The organism is Niallia taxi, assembly GCF_032818155.1.
Taxonomy (GTDB): Bacteria; Bacillota; Bacilli; order Bacillales; family Cytobacillaceae; genus Niallia; species Niallia taxi_A.
This window is the reverse complement of record NZ_CP102590.1, coordinates 286,901-310,345: the sequence shown is the minus strand read 5'-3', so window position 1 is coordinate 310,345 and position 23,445 is coordinate 286,901. Positions and strand designations below refer to the sequence as shown.

Below are 23,445 nucleotides of genomic sequence, written 5' to 3'. Positions count from 1 at the left end.
TCAACATATTTCAACATAATAAAAGCCATTGAAGATTAAAAGCTTCAATGACCTTGTGATTCACTAATCTGTTCTTCAAAAAAACCAACGAGAAAATCGAACAATGATTTCTCTACATTTGTAAACGAATGCCCGCTTGGATAGCATAAATAAATCGTCCGTTTGCATTCTGGTTCGCTAATATGCAGCAGCTTAAGGGGATCCTGCCTGACATTTTTCCAAAGAATAGATGGGATGAAGGATATTCCAAGTCCTTCTTGAATCAGTCCTCGTACTGTAGCTGGATCATCACTTTCGAAAATAATATCTGGCTCATAATGTACTTGTTCGAATAGTTTATTAGTTGTGTGCCGCAATGGTTTGCCACTCGTTAAGCTGATGAATTTCTCTTTCTCCAAGTCCTTGAGAGATATGGAGTCTAAATGGCTTAGCGGATGAGAGATAGGAACACCAAGTAATATTTCTTCCTCCAGTAAGACGATGTGCTCATTACCTTCCAATGGTTCTGAGGTAATCGCAAAATTGTAGCTAATACTTTTATTCGTGTGCTGTGTCAAATTAAAGCGCGTTTTTGGAAACTTAGTCCGAAACTGCTGGAGAAGCTTTGGCAGCAGCATCGAACCGACTGTTACATAAAGGGTAATCGTATCCATTTGCCCGTTTTTAATGTCTTTCATTTCTGAAACGCCCTGTTCTAGGGCGTAGAGTGATAGATTTACCCACTTTAAAAACTTTTCGCCAGCTGTATTGAGAAAGATGTTTTTGCCTTTCCGATCAAACAGCTTTATATCCAATTCTGTCTCAAGCTTGCGAATCATTTTACTGAGGGCAGGCTGTGATATTAATAGTTCATTGGCAGCATGTGTGATATTTTCATGCTTTGCTGTTACTTGGAAGTATCTTAACTGCAGTAAATCCATATCGAAACTCTCCTTATAACCATTTGGTTATTAATCGGTGCCGAAAATATATTTTTATTTTTTATTGAAACACATTAAAATAAAGTTTGTAAAGAATTGTATAAACCTTTAGGAGCGAAAAGCATGAAAATTGCCTTTACCTTTCCAGGGCAAGGTGCACAAATTCCTGGAATGCTGAGTGATGTGCCAGACTATGTGAATCAAGTCAAAGAGAATATTGGAATTACTTTAAGAGATGATGAGTACGCTTTTCAATCGACTTTCTGGGTGCAGTTAGCTTTGTTTGTGAAAGGAGTAGCGGCAGCAAGAGAGTTAATGAAGCAGGGAATTCAGCCCCAGTTTGTGGCAGGGCATTCGATTGGTGCATTTGCGGCGGCTGTTATTGCGGGTGTATTGACTTTTGACGATGCTATTAAACTAGTGTATCAGCGGGCGAAGCTGACTGAGGAAGCATATCCAGACGGTTATGGAATGGGTGTTATCAGCGGTCTTACAGAGCGTGAGGTGAAAAAGGCAGTTGAGCTTTCCCATACAGAAGCATTGCCGGTGTATCTGTCCAATATTAACGCAGAACAGCAAATTGCTGTGTCTGGATCAGTTGAAGGTATTCATACAGCTTTCCAACATGCCCAAAAGCTCGGCGCCAGAAAAACAACAATGCTTAAAGTAGCAATCCCATCACACTGCCCATTAATGGCTGATGTTTCACAAGAGCTGCTGAAGTTAGTAGGAACGTTTACCTTAAATAATCCGAAAATTCCTTATTTAGCAAATCACACTGGAAGGATTTTAAGACAAAAAGACAAAATTGCTGAAGACTTGGCTTTGAATGTTGCGTATCCTGTGCGCTGGCATGATATGGCTGAGATATGTGTAGAGTCAGGTGCGGATACTTTTGTAGAAATGCCGCCTGGTAATGTTTTAACAAACCTTGTTAAGCAAGCACATGGAACAACAAAGCAAATCACTGTTGGTGAGGTCGGTCTTGAAGCAGCAAGATACTTACTTAATAAATGGAAGGAGCAAGCAGAGTGAATAAATGGACGCAAAAGCGTGATAAAAAACGAGCGAAATTAGAAAAAGCAAGCCGCTTGCTGAACGGAAAATTTGTAGACACATCGCGGATTGTGGAATTAATGGAGCTGCTGATTGAACCAGGCTCGAAGGTAGTGTTAGAAGGGGATAATCAAAAGCAAGCATCCTTCCTCTCTAAAAAACTATTAGAAGTGGATCCTTCGAAGGTAAATGATCTGCATATGATTATGTCGAGCATTTCAATGCCTGAACATTTAGATATATTTGACTATGGAATTGCCTCAAAAATTGATTTTTCCTATTCTGGTTCGCAAAGTCTGCGTGTTGCGCAAATGATTGAGGATGGCACGTTGAAGCTAGGCGATATACATACATACTTAGAGTTATTTGGACGATTGTTTATCGATTTAATTCCAGATGTCGTGTTAGTTGCGGCAGATAAAGCGGATCGAGACGGAAATTTGTATACAGGCAATAACACCGAAGAGACACCGACGATTGTAGAAGCGGCTGCTTTTAAAGACGGAATTGTCATTGTGCAGGTAAATGACATTGTTGATGAATTGCCTCGTGTTGATATACCAGGTTCATGGGTCGATGTAGTGGTGAAAGCTGATAAGCCATATGCTATTGAAGCATTGTTTACACGTGATCCGCAAAACATCACCGAATTACAAGTGTTGATGGGGATGATGGCCATTAAAGGGGTGTATGGAAAGCATCAGGTGCAATCCTTAAATCATGGAATTGGCTTTAATACAGCAGCTATCGAGCTATTGCTGCCAACATACGGGGAACAGCTTGGCTTAAAAGGAAAGATTGCTAGAAACTGGGCATTAAATCCTCACCCAACCTTAATACCGGCAATTGAAAGCGGCTGGGTCGAGAGTATTCACAGCTTCGGCAGTGAAGTCGGCATGGAGAAGTATATTGCGGCAAGACCAGATATCTTTTTCGTCGGTAAAGACGGCTCGATGCGCTCCAATCGTGCATTATGTCAAGTAGCGGGCCAATTTGCGGTTGATATGTTTATCGGTTCCACACTGCAAATGGACGCTCAAGCAAACTCTTCAACTGTAACTGCAGGACGGTTAGCAGGTTTTGGCGGTGCACCAAATATGGGGCATGATCCACGCGGACGCCGTCATGCAACACCAGCATGGCTTGATATGATTGAAAAACCGCATGAGCTTGCGAAAGGCCGAAAGCTTGTTGTGCAAATGGTTGAAACATTTGGTGCAAATAAAAAGCCGGTGTTTGTTGAGTCTTTAGATGCGATACAAGTAAAAACACAATCAGGACTTGCGGTTACACCAACGATGATTTACGGCGATGATGTGACACATGTAATTACAGAAGAAGGCATCGCTTATCTTTATAAGTCTGATAGCTTAGAAGAACGGAAAAAAGCCCTTGCTGCAATCGCCGGTGTTACACCGTTAGGTATGGAAAGCATAGAAAAGGACGTTAAAAGTCTTAGAGACCAAGGCATTGTCGCCTATCCAGAGGATCTTGGCATTGCCAGACAGCAAGCTAAACGCTCCCTGCTTGCCGCACAGTCTGTTAGTGACCTAGTAGAATGGTCAGAGGGCCTTTACGAGCCACCTGCGAAATTCCGGAGCTGGTCTTAATGCTATTTGCTGCAACTCTTGAGGAGGCATTGGCTGCAAAAGCGGTAAAAGCGTTAATTGATGAAGCGATGCTGACACCTAAGCCAGGTTTAGTTGATGCAGACAATAGTGGCTCACATGCTGATATGTCTCTTGAACTCATGCTGACATCAGCATATGCATTAGAAGAGACATTCAGAGAAATTGCTTCTGTTTCCTATCTCCATCCTGTCAATCAAGAGCTGCGTGAGAAAATAGCTGCAATTGGAAGGCAAGGGGAGCAGACGATGCTTTCCGCTACAAATGGAGTTAATACACATAAAGGTGCTATTTGGGCATTAGGGTTATTGGTTAGTGCAAAGGCAACGAATCCAGAGGAGCAAAACCCTATAAAGATATTAGAAACAGCAGGAAGAATTGCATCCTATCAAGATCGCTACAGACCAATAAGCAAAACCCACGGACAGGCCGTAAAAAAGAAGTATCCTGTTATGGGTGCGGAGGAAGAAGCACAGCTTGGTTTTCCTCATATTCGTCATGCATCATTGCCTGCATTGATAAATGCCCGTACTCTAGGGAAGACGGAGGATGCTGCCCGAATTGATGCCCTCTTATCCTTAATGGCAACGGTTGACGATACATGTATTTTGCACCGTGGAGACTGGGCGAATTTAGTAGAAATAAAAAGCATGGCACACGAGTTTTTAGAAAATGGGGGATTTGCGACAGAACTGGGCAGAGACATTTTTCAATGCTTATCTGCCTACTGCAAATCCAAACGGCTTTCACCAGGAGGAAGCGCTGATTTATTAGCAGCGACAATATTTTTAGTCAGTTAATTACGGAGGTGTTCATGAATGGAAAAACTACAGTTTCAATTTGAAACTTCTAAACCGATTCAGTCCGCCACACATATTGGTGTTGTCGGGTCAGGAGATTTGGAAATTATTATCGAGCCGGTTGAGGGAACGACAACGGAAGTTAGTGTACTTACAGGCAGTGATGGCTTTGGCGAGGTATGGGGAAATGTATTGGAACGTTTTTTCAATCGCTATCCTATCACCGCAAATATTACAATACATGATTTTGGTGCAACACCAGGTGTGGTCCAATTAAGGCTTACCCAAGCATTGGAGGTGCTCAGAATTGAGGAATAGTTTAGTAGAATTGAATGGACGTGAGCGGGCAAAAGCGTTATTGGATAAAGACACTTACCGTGAATTGCTGGGACCTCTTGATAAAATGCAGTCACCGCACCTAGAGCCACAAGGAATCGTTCCACAAAGCGATGATGGTGTTATAATTGCGCGCGGACAAATCAATCAGAAAAATGTTGTCATTATTTCATTAGAAGGTTCGTTTCAAGGTGGCGGTATTGGCGAGGTCAGCGGTGCGAAAATTGCTGGAGCACTTGAACTGGCTTTGGAAGATAATAAACAAGGCAATGCTGTTTATCCGATTATCTTATTTGATACTGGCGGTGTGCGCCTTCAGGAAGCGAATTATGGGCTATTATCAATTTCCGAAATTGCGAATCAAATTGTTGCATTACGTCATTATGTCCCTGTAGTTGGTTTGGTTCCAGGTCGAGTCGGTGCATTCGGTGGCATGTCGATTGTCGCTGAACTTTGCACAACATTGCTTGCCACAAACAAAGCCCGCTTAGGACTGAATGGACCAGAGGTAATTGAGCAAGAGGCTGGTGTTTTGGAATTTGATTCAAGTGACAAGGCATTGATTTGGAATACAATTGGTGCAAAACAACGCGTTAGAACGGGGCTGCTTGATCAAGTAGTAGAAGATGACATGGAGTCGATAGCTGAGGCAATTAAGGTGGCGCTATCTAAAGGCAAAAGACCTGCCAAAACAGAACAGGTTGACTTCCATCTTTCATTACTTAAAGGAATCGATTCTTCTGCAGAATGGAATCCTGAAAAGTATGCAGATTACTTTAAACAGCATCAAGCGGAAAAGCAGGCCGTACCAATGGCGGAAGACGGGAATGCAGACATTTCACAATCAAGAGGCTATAAATGGTTCTCTGAACTGACTGGCATCACTCATCCGACAGGTGCAACACCATCTGTATTAGCGGCCGATGTAATCAAAAATGGTCAATCAGCTCGCTATATTGCGATTGTTCCAGATGCGAATAATCATTTTCCTCGAGCTCGCAATGGGGAAGTAGGACTGCTTGAAGGCTGGACTGCAGCACAAATAGTACGCGATGTTATAAGTCAAGATGCTGATAAAGAAGTCAAACGCCCAATTATCGCCGTAATTGATGTGCCAAGCCAGGCATATGGCTATAAAGAGGAACTGGTTGGCATCAGCTTAGCACTTGCCGCAAGTGCAGATGCGTATGCAACAGCAAGACAAAAGGGTCACCCAGTTATCGGGCTAATTTGCGGCAATGCCATTTCCGGGGCCTTTTTAGCACATGGCTTGCAGTCGAACCGTCTTATCGCATTAGACGATGACAAAATTAACATTCAAGCAATGTCAAAAGCGTCAGCAGCGAGAATAACAAAGCGCACGATCGAACAGCTGGAAAAAGCAACAAAGTCAGTGCCGTCTATGGCGTATGATGTTCACAGCTATCATTCATTAGGACCGCTGTATAAATTACTTACCAATATTAACGCCGATTCACCGACAGAACATGATTTAAAAACAGTAGAACAAACATTGCATGAGGCAATTGCGAGTACAAATGATGCAGCGACTGATTTAAGCTTCCGTCTGCAAACAGACGAAGCAATAAACGGTGGACGTGCTGCAACACTGAAGGTCCGTAAAATGCTGAGACAGCAATGGTAATTCAGCCACATGACTTAATAAAAGTCTCTGATCTATCACTGCTGGAATGGAAGGAAGACAACGAATGGGTCACTGCCTCATTAAGGAGTGCCCCATTCGTTGTCGTGCGCCGAGCAGAACAAACAAATGATTTCATTCCTGTAGGTATCCGAGGCGAGCAACGTAATCAGCGGCAAGCAGCAATATTACATCGCAACGGAATCGAAGAGATTATCACTCCATACATGCTGGCACAACAAAAAAGCTGGAATTTACTTGACGCACAAAGACGAGAACTGCCTGTTTTAAAAAGCATCGATAAAGTGGCAGAAATCATGGGTGACTGGCAATGGGGTCCAACAGGCAGTGCAGGCTTCGAAATAGCAACTGGATACCCAGCATTAAAAGCCACAAGCGACCTTGATATCGTCGTATATGCACCACATCCGATTAATAAAAACGAGGCAATAGAGGTACTGGAGAAATTAGATAGCTTACAAATCCGCGCAGATATCCAAATAGAAACAAATAATGGCGCATTTTTACTGCGAGAATGGATAAATAAACGAACAGACTCATTGATTTTACGCACCCAAAAAGGACCTGAATTAGTTTATAACCCTTGGTAATAGAGGAGGTCTAATAGAAACTAATTATAAGTAAGTGGGGAAATACTTTTCTCTTTAAGCTGTCTACAAACTTATTGTAATTTAGGTTTGCGGGCAGTCTATTTTATTTTTATAGATTATGACTCAAACGCTATATTTACTTTTCACGGAAAGGGCAACGATTTTACTCCCATTAATTCGGAAGTAGGTGCTTTTTTAGTAACATTTTAAAGCTGTTTTTTTATGAAAATTAAACTAAGGTATGTTATAAAATTAGGGTTATATGAGTTGCACAGTCATATATAGTAAGAATATGTGATGATGAGGAGAAGTAGGTTTTCAACTGGAAGGAATGCTTTTAAGAAATGAGGTAAAGTTATATGTTAAGACATTGACCAAACGGGACTTAAGCTGTTTATTCTGATGATTTGGAAAACATTACAGCAATTAGATAGGATACCAATTCGCACAGATAAACAAGTCGAAATAAGAAACGAAGAGCATGGATTAACTAACGAATAATAAATTTTACGTATCCAAATAAATGCAAAATTAATTTAAAAAATAAGCAATAAAGAAAAACCAATTTTGCCACACATAAAGGGAGGAAACCAATATTCCACCTTTTCTTATATACCAATCATAAGTTTCATAGTTTCTATCCCACAATAATAAATCAACCATCTTATCTCAAAAAAGCATCATATCCAAATAAATCTAATATAGATAATTTTCTGAAAATATATTGACTTCTTGTATTCAAGGTAGTAACTTATTGATTAGAAATTGTCGACAATCGACAATGGTGAAGGAGGTTTTAGTGTGGCAGCTACTAATATTCAAGAATTTGTTGATTCGAACAGAACGAAGAATATAGATGAACTTATCGCACTTGTTAAACAAAAGAGTATAAGCTCCAGCGGTGAAGGGATGCAGGAAACGGTAGAAAAGGTATCTGCGCTACTAGAAAGCATTCAAGCTAAAACGCAGGTCATTCAAACTGCTGGTCACCCGATTGTGTTTGGGGAAATAAAAGGACAGCAGGATTTTACTGTCTTATTGTATGGTCATTACGATGTGATGGCACCAGATCCTGTTGATGCATGGGTTAGCCCGCCATTTGAGCCAAACGTAAGAGATGGCCGCTTGTATGGCCGTGGTGTTGGTGATAATAAAGGGCAGCTAATGGCGCAATTGCTTGGGATAAAGGCTTATTTAGAAATACATAAACAGCTTCCTTTTCATGTGAAATTTGTGTTTGAAGGAGAGGAAGAGCAAGGCAGTGCAAACCTTGGAAGCTTTGTCGAACAGCATAAGGATGATTTATTAAAATCAGATTTAGCGATTTCCATCGACGGCTCGTGTCATGAAAGCGGCGCACCTGTGCTTCGTCTTGGTGTTCGCGGAATGTTATATATAGAGCTTGAGGCAGTTTCTGCAAGCCAGGATAATCATTCTGGAAACACTGGCAATATTATTAAAAATCCTGCTTGGAAGATAGTGGAATTATTGTCACAAATGCAGGGTAATGATGGCAAGGTGGCAATTAAAGACTTCTATAAAGGCGTACAAGCACCAAATGAGCAAGAAAAAGCGATATTAAATCAGATTCCATATGATAATGAAACATTAGCAGCTAAGATCGGGCTACCTAACCTGACACTCTCCCAAGAAGAATACTTCACAAAATTAATGTATGAACCAACCCTAAATATCTCAGGTATTAACAGTGGTTATGTTGATGCAGGCGCAAAAACGGTTATTCCATCAAAAGCATTGCTGAAATTAGACATGCGTCTTGTCGGCAAGCAAAACCCTGATGAAATCTATCAAAATATCGAAAAAATGATTGAACCAATTGAAGGCGTTTCTGTTATAAAAATGGTTTCCACTCCTCCGTCTAGTACAAACATTGATTCCATTTTTGTTAAGCCAGTATTGGCAGCACTTAAACAAGGCTTCGGCACAGACCCTATTTTAGAGCCGGTTATGCCGGGAACATTGCCAAACTATGTGTGGACAGATATTTTAAATGTTCCAGTTCTTATTGTTCCTTATGCTAACTTTGATCAAGCGAATCATGCGCCGAATGAAAATCTTAAGCTTGTTAATTTTGAAAGTGGTATTAAATCTACTTATCATATTATCTCGGAAATTTCTAAAATTATAGAGGGCGGAGTGAAGGAAGATGAGTACGTTAAAGGGAGTTCGATCTAAATATTTTGTATTTACATTGGTGTACATTGGCTATTGTATCTGTTATATCGACAGGGCTGCCATTTCGCTTGCTTTAACGTACATAGGGGCTGAATTCAGCCTTGATGCAACACAGCTTGGTTTAGTTGTCAGTGTTTTCTTCTTCAGTTATGCCCTAATGCAAATACCAGGTGGATGGCTAGCAGATAGGTTCGGCTCCAATATTGTCGCACTTATTGCGATCCTCTTATGGTCGGTCTTCACAGCGATGACTGGTATGGCTTGGTCATTAGTGTCCTTATTGTTTATCCGTATACTTTTCGGTATTGGTGAAGGTGCTTATCCAACAGCTAGCTTGAAGGCTGTTTCTGAAGTATTCCCACAGTCTCAGCGACCAAAAGCTGTTACAGGTATGCTGTCTTCTAACTATGTCGGCAGTGCCATTGCACCATTGGTCATTGCACCGCTAATTTTAGCTGTTGGCTGGAGAAGCACGTTTTATATTATTGGTGTTATCGGTATCGTTTTCGCTGTTTTCTACTACTTCTGGCTTCGTCCAATGAAGCAAACTACAGCTGCAGCCCAAGCAAAAACGAAAAACTCTATCAGCTATAAAGAGCTATTAAAAAGCACAATCATTTGGCAATTAGTCATCATTTGTTTCGGTGTAAGTATTGTAAATAAGGGGTTAGATTCATGGATGCCAACTTATTTATTAAATGTCCGTGGTGTTGACTTAAAAGCAATCTCGATTCTTGTGCCGCTCCCATTCATTGCCGCAGGACTTGGGGCAGCCTTGAGCGGATGGCTGATGATGAAGTTCTTCCAGCAAAAAGAAAAATACTTGCTAAGTATTGTCTCTATCTTAACTGCAGTACTTATTTACGGAATGTACTCATCAAAAACATTAACTTCCGTAATCATTTTCCAAATACTAGTTTATTTCTTTAAATCAATTGCATTTGGATCAATCTTTGCGTTATTAGCGAGCTTCATTTTACCAGATAAGTTCGGCTCCGCTTCTGGGATTGTTAATTTCGGCGGACAAATTGCCGGCTTTGTTGCACCACTTGCGATTGGATTCTTGATTGATTTATTTAATGGTTCATACAATGCAGCGTTTATATTCTTGATTGCTGCTGTGGCTCTCTCCTTTATCGTTTCATTAACTTTACGTGCTGTACCAAAAAGAAAGGAAGAAGAGGATGTTACTGCAAACCCAACAATTGCCCAATGAGATCTTTCATTATATGGTCAATCAAATCATAAATGGTGAATTACCACAGGGCAGTCGGATTCGAGAAAGTGATTATGCGGAGAAATTCTCTGTCAGCCGTTCACCTGTAAGAGAAGCACTGTACCGGTTGGAGCAGGAGGGAATTGCTGTGAAGGTGCCGCGAAAAGGCAGCTTTGTTAAGGAATTCTCGGCGCAGGATGTGTACGATATTTTCGAAATAAGAAACAATATCGAACAAATGGCAATTCGCCGCTTAAACCAAAATGATATATCTGATTATTCGTTCAATTCACTCCAAGATGAATTGAAGCAAATGAAAACAGTGAAAAATCAAGTAGACTATACACTGATGAATTTTAACTTTCATTATCACATGATTTGTTTAACGAATAGTGATGTGCTGAAGGAGTTCTACTTGAAATTAAAATATCCTTTATTAATGTTCCAAAACCTCAACTTCACATTTGAAAATCGCATCCATCTCTCTATAACGGAGCATGAGAAGATGCTTGATTTGATACAACAAGCTAAGTTTGAAGAGCTGCAGGACATCCTGCTGACTCACAACAACCGTGTATTAACAAATTTAAAAGAATATTTGAAAAAACAATCTTAAGGAGTGTTTGACCATGAAAATTGATAAAATTGTTCTCAGAAAAGTTGATATTCCATTGAAAGCACCATTTGAAACAAGCTTTGCGGCAATGACGGCAAAAAAATGCATCATTGTTGAGATTCATGGCGAAGGGAAAGTTGGTTACGGGGAGTGTTCTGCATTTGAATACCCATTATACAATGAAGAGTTCGTAAACGGCTGTTGGGCAGCATTACAGGATTGCTTAATTCCATTATTGCTTAAAGCAGGCGATATTGCTCATCCTGACGAAACAAGCACAATCTTCGAGCATATCCGTAAAAACAACCTAGCAAAATCATCAATTAACTGTGCACTTTGGGATTTGTATGCAAAAATCGAAAACAAGCCTGTTTACCAGCTTCTTGGCGGAACGAAAACACAAGTAGAAACAGGCGTCAGCATTGGTATTCAAAAGGACGCAGCCACAATGGTTAAGATTGTGCAAGGCTATTTAGATGAAGGCTACAGACGAGTTAAAATCAAAATCAAACCAGGTAAAGATGTTGAAATCATGAAAGCTGTCCGCGAGCAATTCAGCGACATAATGCTAATGGCAGATGCTAACTCTGCTTACACATTAGATGATATCGAAGTATTCAAGGAGCTGGATAAATTAGATTTAATCATGATCGAACAGCCACTTGATCATGACGACATTGTAGACCATGCAACACTGCAAGCCCAAATCAACACAATAATTTGTCTTGATGAAAGCATCAATACAGTCGAGGATGCACGCAAAGCAATTGAACTAGGAAGCTGTGGCATCATCAACATTAAAGTAGGCCGTGTCGGCGGTTTAACAGAAGCGAAAAAAATCCAAGCACTTTGTGAGAGCCACGGAATTCCAGTATGGTGTGGCGGCATGGTAGATTCAGGTATCGCGCGTGCACATAACGTCGCAGTTGCTACACTATCAGGCTTCACATTGCCAAATGATATTGCAGCATCCTCCCGCTATTACAACCAAGATATCATTAAACCAGAAATCGAGCTAAACGGCACATTTGTGGATGTGCCACAACAAGCAGGTATTGGCTATGATATAGATGATCAAGCACTTGATCAATTTACGGTTGAGAAGAAAGTGGTAGTTAACGAGAGTGTAGCTGTATAAAAATGATAAAAAGGCTTGAGCTATCCGATAGCTCAAGCCTTTTATCATAATTACTTACAGATTGCCAATGGATAAATACTTTGTCTCTAAATATGGTTCCATTCCTTCCAAGCCGCCTTCACGGCCAATCCCGCTTTCCTTCATGCCTCCAAACGGAATATGAGCTCCAGATGGTGCACCATCATTCCAGCCAACAATCCCAAAATCGAGATTTTCGCTCAAATAGATGCCTGTTTTATAGTTATTTGTAAAGAAGTAAGCAGCTAAACCATATGGTGTGCCATTCGCGATTTCGACCGCTTCCTTTAAATTCTTAAACGTAATAATTGGCGCAACTGGTCCAAATGTTTCCTCCTGCATAATGGTCATATCAAGGGTTACGTTTGTTAAAACAGTTGGGTGAACAAAGTAATAACCGTATTCTGTATTTGCGGTATAATGATTTCCTGCAAGAGCGACTGCGCCTTTAGCAAGGGCATCATTGATTTGCTTGACTATTTTGTTATAGCCTTTTTCGTTAATGATTGGTCCTATCTGTGTAGCTTCATCAAGGCCATTACCAACCTTTAATTTATTGACTGCTTCTGCAAGCTTTGTTGAGAAAACCTCGGCAATACTTTCATGAACAATAATTCTGTTCGCACAAACGCATGTTTGGCCGGCATTGCGGAATTTTGTCAGCATTGTTTGCTGCACAGCAAATTCGAGATCTGCATCCTCTGCAACGATGAGTGGGGCATGACCGCCTAATTCCATCGTCATATGTTTGACAGTATCTGCACTGTTTTTCATTAGCTGCTTCCCAACAGGTGTCGACCCTGTAAACGTAATTTTACGAATATACTCACTGCTAGTAAACAATTCGCCAATATCAGGTCCATCACCATTTACATATTGAATGACATCAACAGGAATACCAGCTTCGTGTGCAAGCTCGATCAGCCTCATCGTTGTTAATGGTGTCTCAGGAGCTGGTTTGACAATAAACGGACAGCCTGCAGCCAATGCTGGTGCTGCTTTTCTCGTCATCATCGCCGCAGGAAAATTCCATGGTGTTATGGCAGCAACTAAGCCGATTGGCTGTTTTGTTACAACAATCCTTTTTGTTTCAGAGGTTGCAGGCACCGTTCTTCCGTAAATGCGTTTTGCTTCCTCTGCATACCAGTCAATATAGCTTGTCGCATAATCGACTTCTCCGAGTGATTCTGCCAAAGGCTTGCCGTTTTCTAATGTCATAACTTCAGCGATGTCTGCTTTATGTGCTTGTATGATTTGCGCCCAATTTTTCAGCAAACGGGAGCGCTCATGAGCATGGATTCCTGCCCATTTTTTAAAGCTTTTATGGCCGTTTTTAATGGCTTGTTTAATTTCCTCCTTTGTATTAATAGGAATCGCTTGAATAACTTGACCTGTCGCCGGATTTTTTACTTCTAATATATTGGTCATCTATATCCCACCCTTATTCAAAAGCTTTTTCAAGAATTGCTAATCCCGTTTCCAGCTCTTCATCTGTAATAACAAGTGGAGCTAAGAAGCGAATGACATTACTTTTAAGGCCTGCTGAAAGGAGTAGTAATCCATTTTCATTTGCAAATTTTGTAATTTGTGCTGTTTTTATTTTGTTTGGCTTTTTGTTTCCCTGACCCTCTACAATCTCACAAGCAACCATTGCTCCTAAGCGGCGGATATCGCCGATAAAGTCATGTCTTGTACGAAGCGTCTGCAATTTCGCTTCGATGGTTTGCCCGATGATTTCTGCTTTTGCTACCAAATTTTCTTCTGCTACAATATCAATAACTGCTAATGCTGCCGCACATGCAACAGGACTGCCTGCATATGTGCCACCAAGCTCGCCAGGATCCGCAACATTTAATATGTCTGTTTTACCGACAACACCGCTTAACGGCAGACCAGCGGCTAGTGATTTGGATACAGTGATTAAGTCAGGAGTCACATCAAAATGCTCGATTGCAAATAATTTGCCAGTACGGCCAAAGCCAGTTTGAATTTCATCTGCCACAAATACAATTCCATGTGACTCACAGAATTGCTTCACTGCTTGGACAAATTTCTTTGGAGGGATAACAAACCCGCCTTCACCTTGTACTGGTTCCATCACAATACAAGCGACCATTTCTGGTGCAACTGTTGCGATAAAGAAATCCTCAAAGTCTTGAATAACCTGGTCTACATATTCCTCGTCTGTCATTCCAGCTGGTTTATGATACAAATATGGAAAAGGAGCTTGATAGATTTCGGGAGCGAAGGGACCAAACCCGAACTTATATGGCTTCACCTTACTTGTCATGCCCATAGTTAAATTAGTGCGGCCGTGATACCCTCGGACAAACGAAACGACTGCAGGTCTATTCGTATAGCGGCGCGCAATTTTAATCGCATTTTCAACCGCTTCTGCTCCAGAGTTAAAGAAAATCGCTTGTTTTTCAAAATCTCCAGGAGTAATTTGGCATAGTTTTTCTGCAAGATTAATATAGCCCTCGTACATCATGACGTTAAAGCCAGGATGCAAAAACTTTTCTACCTGGTTTTTAACAGCAGCCGTTACTTTCGGGTGACTGTGGCCGACGTTTAATGTTCCGATTGCACCGGCAAAATCAATCCATTCTCTATTATCAATATCTGTTACCGTTGCTCCTTTGGCATCTTTGACAAAATTTAAATTGCCGTTACTGACACCCTTCGGCACGTATTTAGCTCTTTTTTCCTGTAATTGTGCTGTTAGTGAATAAGAGGTTGGCATCTTAGTCTCTCCCTTGTCGATAGATTATGAGAGAATTATGGCAATAATCTGATATAATAAAAAGCACCAAATCTGAAAAAAATCTGGTACCAGATGGGAGGAGAGTATGTTCCTATTAATTGATAAACAACGAGATACCAATTTTATTTACCAGCAAATTTACGCAGGAATTAAAGACAATATACTCAATGGTAAACTGAAGGCCCATGAAAAATTGCCATCGAAAAGAGCATTAGCGGAAGGCTTGGATGTTAGTATTAATTCAGTAAAGATTGGCTATGAACAGCTGTTGGCAGAAGGCTATATTTACACACAGGAACGAAAAGGCTATTTTGTAGAAAACATAACAGAATTTGTACAACAAGAAAGCGGGGGTACAGATAAACTGCCTGAAGACTTAAGAGAAAAACCAGTACGTCGAGATGGGTGGCTGTCCCTTTCACATATGACTTCTGATATTTCCTATTTTCCATTTAAGGAATGGCTGAAGTGTCAGGAAAAAGCGATTAAGTCCTATACAAGAGAGCTATCCGAAATGACTTACAGCCAGGGACCATATGAAGTGAGGGAAACAATTAGTCGCATGATTGCTATTTCACGTGGTGTTAATTGTGAACCAGAACAAATCGTGATTGGAGCAGGTACACAATTATTGGTTGATCAATTGATGGAATGTATGAACCATAATTCTGTCATCGCATTAGAAAATCCAGGGTATGCCCGCTTTTACGAGCTGCTAAAAAAAATGAATTTTGCTGTTGAGCCGATATCCTTAGATGACCAAGGAATCAAACTGGCAGATGTAGAAGCTACAAATGCCAATATTGTATTTGTGACACCGTCCCATCAATTTCCTACAGGTAAAATCATGCCGATTTCAAGAAGAATCGAGCTGTTGAACTGGGCAGCAAAAGGGGATGATAGATATATTGTGGAGGATGACTATGACAGTGAATTTAAATATGAGACAGATAATATTCCTTCCTTACAGAGCTTAGATCGAAATCAACGCGTTATTTACATGGGTACCTTTTCAAAAACAGTGCTGCCTGGAATGCGGATCAGCTATATGGTTTTACCTCCTGAATTGTTAAGAAAATATCGGCAATATTACACTAATTTCATCCAGTACAGTAATTCATTAATGCTTTACACCTTGCATTATTTTATAGAAAGTGGGAATTATGCAAAACATGTCAAGAAGATGAACCACCACTATGAGTCGCGCAGAAAGCGGTTAATCACAGAGCTTGATAAAAGGTTTTCTCATAAAATCGAAGTAGACGCTGTCCCTGCAGGCTTGCATTTTCTTGCTCATGTTCATTCAGAAAAAAGCTATCAGGAAATAGAGGAAAGAGCCGTGAAAGAAAAGCTTGAGATTTATAGTATGAAACGTTTCTTGTTAAAGGACATCTGTACGAAGGAGAAAGGGATTAAGCTGGTATTAGGCTTTGCCAATGTGGAGGAAGACAAGATTGTCGAAGCAGTAGAGCGGTTATATCGAATCTTTAATAGTTGAGGAAATTTGTCGAAAAATAAATATAATTTAGAATATTGTACAAAATAACAGACTGTGTTAATATCAAAGTAAATCTTGGTATATACCATATCAACAATGATTTGGTATATACCAGTATATAAAGAATTCACGTCATCTATGTGTTATTTAAAGAAATACTGATACATAGGGAACAAACTAGCACCTTACCACATTACGAAACTTTTCAACAAGAGTTTTTAACTTCTTCCGTTACAGCCATCAAAGCAGGTTCCTATGATTTATCCCGTACCATTATTATCTGCAACAACACAAAACTATTTTCTTATTTTTGGTATATACCAGAAATACAATCAGATAAGGAGTGATTACCATTGTTAAAATTTAATCAGGAAAACTATTTAAAAGTCACAATAGGGGCAGTTGGATTAAGAGGCGAAATTGAAGCAAAGGTTGATGAAATCTCCAAGAAAAAATTTAAAAATATCTTTTTGCTTGGATCAGGCGGTTCGATTGCGATTATGTATCCATTTGATTATATGCTAAATTCGATTTCAACAATTCCAACATACGCGGAGATTGCTTCAGAGTTTATGCTGCAAAACCATAAGCAATTTGGCGAGGATTCGCTTGTTATTTTGTCATCGTTATCAGGGACAACTGCAGAAACAGTTGCTGCAGCGGAATTCTGTAAGCAAAGAGGAGCAACAACGCTTGGCTTAGTTGGTGAAATGGGAACTGCTTTAGCGAATATCGTTGATTATCCAATTGCTAACTATGCTGAAAATGATTTTGCGGCAGATTCTATTAATCTGCAAATGTATATCGTTATTTTCCGCTTGATTCATAACAACGGTGAGTTTCAAGACTATGAAAGATTTATCTCTCAATTAGAGGCAATACCCGATCAATTAGTACAAGTGAAACAAGACAGTGATAAAAAGGCAGAGGATTTTGCCAATAAATATAAGGATGAAACGTATCATATGCTTGTCGGCTCTGGCACTGCATGGGGCAGAACATATGCTTATTCCATGTGTGTGCTGGAGGAAATGCAATGGATTCCGACAAAGGCGATTCATGCTGCAGAGTTTTTCCATGGCACAATCGAGATTGTTGATGAGAATATGAGTATGATTCTTTTAAAATCAGAGGATGAGACTCGTCCATTAATGGATCGTGTTGAGAATTTTGCGAATGACTTTACGAAAAAGCTAACGATCTTTGATACAAAAGACTATGCTCTTGAGGGTATCAGCACAGAATTCAGAAAGTATTTAGCACCGCTCGTCCTAGCAACTGCTTTGCAACGTGTGAGTATTCATTTAGAGGATAAGCGCGGTCATTCATTGGATAAGAGAAGATATTACCGGACACTTGCTTACTAATAGCAAATGCTGAAGGAGTATTCTTAACATACTCCTTCAGCACACCATTCTAATGAAAGGTAGTGATTATTCTGATTGATATTCATCAGCACCCGCTGCATATAAAGGAAATCGTTGATCAAGACCCAGCACTCGAAAAATACGTTAAGGATGTTTATGGTGTTTACAGTTCACCGCACTCACTTGCGTCCCATATGTATCAGCTTGATGCGGCGGGCATTGAAAAGGCGGTTATAATGCCAATTGATTGCACCACTGCACATGGCTGTAAGCTCGTCACAAATGAACAAATTTCCTGGTTGATGGAAAAAAACTCCCGCTTTATTGGTTTCGCTTCCGTCGATCCCAAGAGTCCTAATGCAGTAGTGGAGCTTGAAAAATCAATCAAGGAATATGGACTAAAAGGACTGAAATTAGATCCTTCCTTACAGCAATTTGATATAAACAATAAAGATTATGCTTATCCAATCTATCAGCTTTGCTGTGAACTAGACATACCGATCTTTTTTCACTGTGGCATGAGCTTATCACCAATAGGTCAAGCGGCATTGGCACATCCGCTAATGCTCGAAAAAGTCATTCAAGATTTTCCAGCCTTAAAGGTTATCATTGCACAATTTGCGTGGCCATGGGTTTCTGAAGCCTTTATGCTTGGAGTTAAATACAAAAATGTTTATTTTGATACATCTATCCTTTTCAGTGGTACTCCATCTGATTCAGTTAGACAGGTGCTTGAGCAGCAGATTGGTCTAAACAATATAAAGCGAAGCCTTGCCAAGCAGATTGTTTTTGGCTCTAATGCACCAAGAGTTGATCCTAAAAGGCTTGTTTGGGCTGTACAGGATTTGCAGTTAAATCCTAAGCTTGAAGCGAATATTTTTCATGATAATGCTGCTGTATTACTGGATTTGGATCGGAGGAACGAGGGATGAAATCAGTTGTAAAAACAATTTCCTTGCAAACAAAACATGATCTGGAAATCATTAATATTACAGACACCGTGAAAGAAGCTGTTGCCACAGCAGGATTAACTATTGGCACTGTTCATATTATGACAAAGCATACAACTAGTGGCATTACCGTTAATGAAGGGTTGCCTGATATTGAAAAGGACCTGCTTGAGATGCTGGAGCGCCTTGCACCACGAGTAAATGATTATCATCATGCACGATTCCTGCACTCAGATGGACAAATGGCGGTTAATGGCTATTCCCACTTAAGATCTGCTCTAATTGGGAAAGATACTTTTTTTCCGCTCCATGACGGGGAAATGGTGATAGGCTCAAGGCAAACCATCTATTTTGTGGAAATGGACGGACCATTGCTTCGGGAATTTGTTGTCCATATTCTCGGAGAATAGGAGGGAGATCATGCGGGTCGTAACTGTTGGTGATAACTGTATCGATGATTATGAAGAGCTTGGCATCAGCTGTCCGACTGGTAATTCTGTCAATGTTGCTGTTCATTTAAGCAGATTGTCTGTGCCAGTTTCCCTTGTCAGTGTGACAGGTAATGATGATTATGGGGAGCAAATGCTTAGCTTTTTGAAAAAACATAACATCAACCTCTCCTTTTTTAAGCAAAAACAAGGCAATACAGCTATCACGAAGATGGCTTTAAAAGGCACAGAAAGAATTCATACAAAGTATTTTGAAGGTGTGCTTGAAAACTTCCAGCTAAATCAGAATGATATGGAGTTCATAGCTGAACATGATCTCGTACACACATCCTTTTGGGGAAAAATAAATCATCAGCTTCCACTAATAAAACAAACAGGTGTGCAAATTGTTTATGATTTTACCGTGAAGCTTGAAAATGCAGAGGTTAAGGCAATTTTGCCAAATGTCGATTATGCCTTTTTCTCCTATCAACAAAAAGACGCTTATATTGAAGCATACATGAAAGATGTGCATCAGCTTGGTCCAAGGACGGTTATTGTTACATTAGGGGAAAAGGGCAGCATTGCTTATGATGGCAACCGTTTCTACGAAGCGGATATTGTCCGTGTTCCTGTTGTAAACACAGTTGGCGCCGGTGATTCGTTTATAGCAGGATATATACATGGTCTTGTTAAAGGAAAAAACATCCAGGAATGCTTACAATCAGGTGCAAACATTGCTTCAAAGGTTGTACAGGTATTTAACCCTTATTAAATGGAGTGATGAAGGAATGAGGAAAACATGTCTGTCCCAGCCTGTTTTAAAATTGGCTATGACTAGTTATTATCCAAAATCATATATTAGCCTAAAGCATTTGCAAAAAATAAATAGAAATATACTCGGTTAGTAAGATGGAAAAAGGATATTCACTAAAGCTTCAGCACAATTTACGACTTGGCAAAAAATCTCGCATCGCTTTTGATATGGCAGGATTAACGGCAGGCTGCTTTTTATTCGCCTTAGGTACTAATCAATTTTTAGCACCTGCTGAGCTTTTGGCTGGAGGACTTGGTGGTGTTTGTGTCATATTTTATCATCTATTCGGCTGGCCGATTGGAATTCAGTATTTGCTTTTCAATATACCTTTGCTCGTTCTTGGCTACATTCATATTGGCAAGAAATTTATCCTTTATACCATTTTATCTGTTATCATTTCCTCTGTCTTTCTCGAATGGATTGCCATTCAGGCAGTATGGACGAATAATATGCTGCTAAATGGCATATTCGGAGCAATGATATCGGGAATAGGAGCGGCCTTAATTCTCAGGCTTGGTGGTTCAGTGGGCGGTCTTGACATTCTTTCTCGTGTTGTAGCGAAATATTACAATATCTCCATTGGTAATTTCGGTCTCATTTTCAGTGCTAGTATCGTTGTCGTCTCAGCATATCTCTTTGATTTAGAAGCAGCCATGTTTACAATTCTATCGTTTTTTGTGGGTACAAAAACATATGATGCGATTTTACATATTGCGCAAAGAAACACGATCATGATTATTACAAATCAAGGTGAAGCTGTTTCCACGCAATTAAATAAGACGCTAAGTAGGGGCGTCACTTCATGGAGGGCAATGGGGGTTTACAGTCATACCGATCGTTCCGTATTGCTTTGTGTAATTGTTAATGGTGAATGGACGGAATTATTGCGAGTGGTGAAAAATATCGATTCAGATGCGTTTGTCATATCCTTGCCAACACAGAAGGTTAACGGAAATTTTCATGTAAATTGGTAGAATATCTGACATAGAAAATCATCTTTTGGTATATACCAAGAAGAAATTCTATGATATGATAAATTCAACAAAAACTAAAAATTCAGATAAATAAAGAAAGGGTGAGTTGACAAGAAGAAGGAAGGAGAAACTTTATTAATCTTCTAAAAAATAATGATAGCGCTTACCTTAAATGGGAGAATTCGGAGTATCTTACAATAAACCAACATGGGGGAATAAAAATGAAAAAAGGTCTATTCATTGGTTTGCTTTGTATGCTTTTAATCGCTTTATCTGCTTGTGGTAATTCTAACTCATCTACATCTGGCCAAGGATCTGACAGTGATGATACGATTCGCGTAATTACTACAGCCGGTGGGGCACCATTCGGGATTATTGACCCAAAAACTAGTAAATATGAAGGCTTTATGTATGACATCATTAATGACTTGGCAAAAAGAGCTGAACTTAAAGTAGAAATGCAAACGGCAGAATGGGATTCTCTTATTCCATCCCTTCAATCTGACAAAGCAGATGTGATTGTAGATGGTATGTATATTACAGAGGAGAGAAAAAAGGTTATTAACTTTACAGAGCCTGTCTTTGGTTACGGAGAAGGATTAATTGTTCAAGAAGGTGACACGAAAACGACATCTCTTGAAGATTTAAAAGGGAAAACAGTTGGAGTGCAAATCGGTACATCCTATAAAGACATGCTCGAAGAAAATAATGGTTCACTTGATTTAAATATTAAAACATATGAAACTAATGCTGATTTATTAAAGGATATTCAAAACAAACGTCTAGATGCAGCAATTGCTGATTCACCAACATTCACTTATTTAAAAAGCAAAAATCCTGATGCTAAATTCCGTGTAGTAGAGGATTATGCTCCTTCCCTTGCTGGCGAGATTGGCATCGGTATTGCCAAGGATAACACAGATTTAGTAGATAAATTGAATGAAGCAATTACAGCAGCAAAAGAGGATGGCACGTTTAAGGAAATTTATGAAAAATGGGGAGTAGATTGGGACTTTAATGAATGAGAGGGGGTTCATAAATGAATGCGATTTGGGAAAATATTGTTGATTTTATGCCAAGCTTGCTGCAAGGAACTGTTATTACGATTGAATTAACGATTCTTTCGCTCATCCTATCCTTAATACTGGGTTTGATCGTTGCATTGGGCAGATTATCGAAAAATAAAGTGATTAATAGGATATGTAGTATTTATATCAGCATCGTTAGAGGCACTCCCTTACTAGTTCAGATGATGTACGTTTACTTTGTTTTTCCTTCCTTTGGCATAACACTGACAGCGTTTCAGTCTGCAATTATTGCGCTTTCCTTTAATGAGGGCGGTTATTTAGCGGAAACCTTCCGCGCTGGAATCAAAGCTGTACCAACGGGTCAAATGGAAGCTGCGAAGGCAGTTGGCATGGACTATTCAAAGGCGATGCAGAGGATTATACTTCCCCAGGCATTCAGTAATGTTCTTCCTGCTATCGGCAACTCAGCGATTATCTTAATCAAAAATTCGTCCTTAGCTGCTGTTATTACAGTAACTGAAGTGATGCATCAAGGGAATTTGCTTGCTGCCTCGACCTATCAGAATATGCTGATTTTTACACTTGTAGCGATTATTTACTGGATTCTGCATTATCCACTTGCAATCGCCGTTAATTATTTAGAAAAGCGGGGAGGAAAACGGAATGTTACAGCTAGCCAGCATTAAAAAGTCCTTCTCTGGAAAAGAGGTAATCAAAGAGGTCGATTTATCTGTAAATAAAGGCGAGGTTGTCGTAATAATTGGCCCAAGCGGCAGCGGCAAAAGCACGCTTCTCCGGATGATTAATGCGCTTGAATATCCTTCTGGCGGAGATATTCTTTTAGAAGGTAACTCGATTTTATTTAAAGAGAGCAAAGTAAAAAAGCATCCATACTCTGAAAAGGAACTTAGTAGATTCCGCACAGAAATTGGCATGGTCTTTCAAGGCTTTCATTTATTCGCACATAAAACAGTGCTTGAAAATATTATTGAAGGACCAATCCATGTCAGAAAAATGAAAAAGGAAGCAGCTATTGAAGAAGCAAAGGTACTGCTGGAAAAAGTAGGACTGTCGGATAAACAGGATGCCTATCCACACTCCCTTTCAGGTGGACAGCAGCAACGGATTGCGATTGCCAGAGCTTTGGCGATGAAGCCGAAGATGCTCCTGTTTGATGAGCCTACTTCTGCATTAGATCCTGAGCTTGTGGGGGAAGTGCTTGTTGTCATGAAGAACCTGGCATTAGAAGGTATGACAATGGTGGTGGTTACGCACGAAATGGGCTTTGCTCGTGAGGTTGGCGACAGAATTGTGTTTATCGACCAAGGGGTGATTGTTCAAGATGCGCCACCGCAGCACTTCTTCCATTCCAGTAATAAAAATGAACGCATCCATAAATTTTTAAATACTCTAACTAGAAATGCCGTATAGGTGCAAAAAAT

22 protein-coding genes are annotated in these 23,445 nt (G+C 40.0%); 19 read left to right on the top strand and 3 right to left on the bottom strand.

Annotated elements, in window-relative coordinates; genetic code table 11:
- Positions 1–44: 44 nt before the first annotated feature.
- Positions 45–920 (bottom strand): LysR family transcriptional regulator, encoded by an 876-nt coding sequence (locus tag NQZ71_RS20695; protein ID WP_317012283.1) that lies wholly within the window; start codon positions 918–920, stop codon positions 45–47.
- A 123-nt stretch (positions 921–1,043) separates the two neighbouring features.
- Between NQZ71_RS20695 and NQZ71_RS20690 the strand changes: the two genes are divergently transcribed.
- The 10 genes from NQZ71_RS20690 (at position 1,044) to menC (ending at position 12,159) form a co-directional block, all read left to right on the top strand.
- Positions 1,044–1,955 (top strand): ACP S-malonyltransferase, encoded by a 912-nt coding sequence (locus tag NQZ71_RS20690; RefSeq protein WP_317012282.1) that lies wholly within the window; start codon positions 1,044–1,046, stop codon positions 1,953–1,955.
- Positions 1,952–3,586 (top strand): malonate decarboxylase subunit alpha, encoded by a 1,635-nt coding sequence (gene mdcA, locus NQZ71_RS20685; protein WP_394374148.1) that lies wholly within the window; start codon positions 1,952–1,954, stop codon positions 3,584–3,586. The genes NQZ71_RS20690 and mdcA overlap by 4 nt, the downstream gene beginning before the upstream one ends.
- On the top strand, positions 3,586–4,404 hold the full coding sequence (locus NQZ71_RS20680) for a triphosphoribosyl-dephospho-CoA synthase (RefSeq protein ID WP_317012280.1): 819 nt from the start codon (positions 3,586–3,588) through the stop codon (positions 4,402–4,404). Before mdcA ends, NQZ71_RS20680 begins: the two co-directional genes overlap by 1 nt.
- 18 nt (positions 4,405–4,422) lie before the next feature.
- A complete protein-coding gene (locus NQZ71_RS20675) occupies positions 4,423–4,722 on the top strand; it encodes a malonate decarboxylase subunit delta (RefSeq protein WP_317012279.1) in 300 nt (99 codons plus the stop codon).
- Positions 4,712–6,385 (top strand): biotin-independent malonate decarboxylase subunit beta, encoded by a 1,674-nt coding sequence (mdcD, locus tag NQZ71_RS20670; protein WP_317012278.1) that lies wholly within the window; start codon positions 4,712–4,714, stop codon positions 6,383–6,385. Before NQZ71_RS20675 ends, mdcD begins: the two co-directional genes overlap by 11 nt.
- Positions 6,379–6,993 (top strand): malonate decarboxylase holo-ACP synthase, encoded by a 615-nt coding sequence (locus NQZ71_RS20665; protein WP_317012277.1) that lies wholly within the window; start codon positions 6,379–6,381, stop codon positions 6,991–6,993. Before mdcD ends, NQZ71_RS20665 begins: the two co-directional genes overlap by 7 nt.
- A gap of 801 nt (positions 6,994–7,794) precedes the next feature.
- On the top strand, positions 7,795–9,189 hold the full coding sequence (locus NQZ71_RS20660; RefSeq protein WP_317012275.1) for a M20/M25/M40 family metallo-hydrolase: 1,395 nt from the start codon (positions 7,795–7,797) through the stop codon (positions 9,187–9,189).
- Positions 9,161–10,405 (top strand): MFS transporter, encoded by a 1,245-nt coding sequence (locus tag NQZ71_RS20655; RefSeq protein WP_144454499.1) that lies wholly within the window; start codon positions 9,161–9,163, stop codon positions 10,403–10,405. The genes NQZ71_RS20660 and NQZ71_RS20655 overlap by 29 nt, the downstream gene beginning before the upstream one ends.
- Entirely contained in the window at positions 10,374–11,021 is a 648-nt protein-coding gene (locus tag NQZ71_RS20650) for a GntR family transcriptional regulator (protein WP_144454500.1), read from the top strand. Before NQZ71_RS20655 ends, NQZ71_RS20650 begins: the two co-directional genes overlap by 32 nt.
- A gap of 13 nt (positions 11,022–11,034) precedes the next feature.
- Complete coding sequence (gene menC, locus NQZ71_RS20645) at positions 11,035–12,159, top strand: o-succinylbenzoate synthase (protein ID WP_317012273.1); 1,125 nt, start codon at positions 11,035–11,037, stop codon at positions 12,157–12,159.
- Positions 12,160–12,213: 54 nt separating this feature from the next.
- Here menC and NQZ71_RS20640 read toward each other — a convergent pair whose 3' ends face one another.
- Together NQZ71_RS20640 and gabT are read right to left on the bottom strand one after the other, a co-directional pair.
- Positions 12,214–13,605 (bottom strand): NAD-dependent succinate-semialdehyde dehydrogenase, encoded by a 1,392-nt coding sequence (locus tag NQZ71_RS20640; protein ID WP_317012271.1) that lies wholly within the window; start codon positions 13,603–13,605, stop codon positions 12,214–12,216.
- 13 nt (positions 13,606–13,618) lie between these two features.
- Positions 13,619–14,920, bottom strand: a complete 1,302-nt coding sequence (gene gabT, locus NQZ71_RS20635; protein WP_317012270.1) for a 4-aminobutyrate--2-oxoglutarate transaminase — start codon at positions 14,918–14,920, stop codon at positions 13,619–13,621.
- Positions 14,921–15,026: 106 nt separating this feature from the next.
- Here gabT and gabR point away from each other — a divergent pair, with 106 nt between their 5' ends.
- The 9 genes from gabR (at position 15,027) to NQZ71_RS20590 (ending at position 23,434) form a co-directional block, all read left to right on the top strand.
- Positions 15,027–16,439 carry a MocR-like transcriptional regulator GabR gene (gabR, locus tag NQZ71_RS20630; RefSeq protein WP_317012268.1) on the top strand — a complete coding sequence of 471 codons (1,413 nt, stop codon included), beginning with the start codon at positions 15,027–15,029 and terminating at the stop codon, positions 16,437–16,439.
- A 353-nt stretch (positions 16,440–16,792) separates the two neighbouring features.
- Complete coding sequence (locus NQZ71_RS20625; protein WP_317012267.1) at positions 16,793–17,806, top strand: SIS domain-containing protein; 1,014 nt, start codon at positions 16,793–16,795, stop codon at positions 17,804–17,806.
- 62 nt (positions 17,807–17,868) lie between these two features.
- Positions 17,869–18,738, top strand: coding sequence for an amidohydrolase family protein (locus NQZ71_RS20620; protein WP_317012266.1), 870 nt, complete (start codon positions 17,869–17,871; stop codon positions 18,736–18,738).
- On the top strand, positions 18,735–19,166 hold the full coding sequence (locus tag NQZ71_RS20615; protein ID WP_127740543.1) for a secondary thiamine-phosphate synthase enzyme YjbQ: 432 nt from the start codon (positions 18,735–18,737) through the stop codon (positions 19,164–19,166). Before NQZ71_RS20620 ends, NQZ71_RS20615 begins: the two co-directional genes overlap by 4 nt.
- Before the next feature lie 10 nt (positions 19,167–19,176).
- Positions 19,177–19,959 (top strand): fructoselysine 6-kinase, encoded by a 783-nt coding sequence (gene frlD, locus NQZ71_RS20610; RefSeq protein ID WP_317012265.1) that lies wholly within the window; start codon positions 19,177–19,179, stop codon positions 19,957–19,959.
- Between the two features lie 137 nt (positions 19,960–20,096).
- A complete protein-coding gene (locus NQZ71_RS20605; RefSeq protein WP_317012264.1) occupies positions 20,097–20,975 on the top strand; it encodes a YitT family protein in 879 nt (292 codons plus the stop codon).
- A 221-nt stretch (positions 20,976–21,196) separates the two neighbouring features.
- Positions 21,197–22,000, top strand: coding sequence for a substrate-binding periplasmic protein (locus NQZ71_RS20600; protein ID WP_317012262.1), 804 nt, complete (start codon positions 21,197–21,199; stop codon positions 21,998–22,000).
- Positions 22,001–22,014: 14 nt separating this feature from the next.
- Positions 22,015–22,689, top strand: a complete 675-nt coding sequence (locus NQZ71_RS20595; protein ID WP_317012261.1) for an amino acid ABC transporter permease — start codon at positions 22,015–22,017, stop codon at positions 22,687–22,689.
- Positions 22,667–23,434 (top strand): amino acid ABC transporter ATP-binding protein, encoded by a 768-nt coding sequence (locus tag NQZ71_RS20590; RefSeq protein WP_317012259.1) that lies wholly within the window; start codon positions 22,667–22,669, stop codon positions 23,432–23,434. The genes NQZ71_RS20595 and NQZ71_RS20590 overlap by 23 nt, the downstream gene beginning before the upstream one ends.
- Positions 23,435–23,445: the final 11 nt, after the last annotated feature.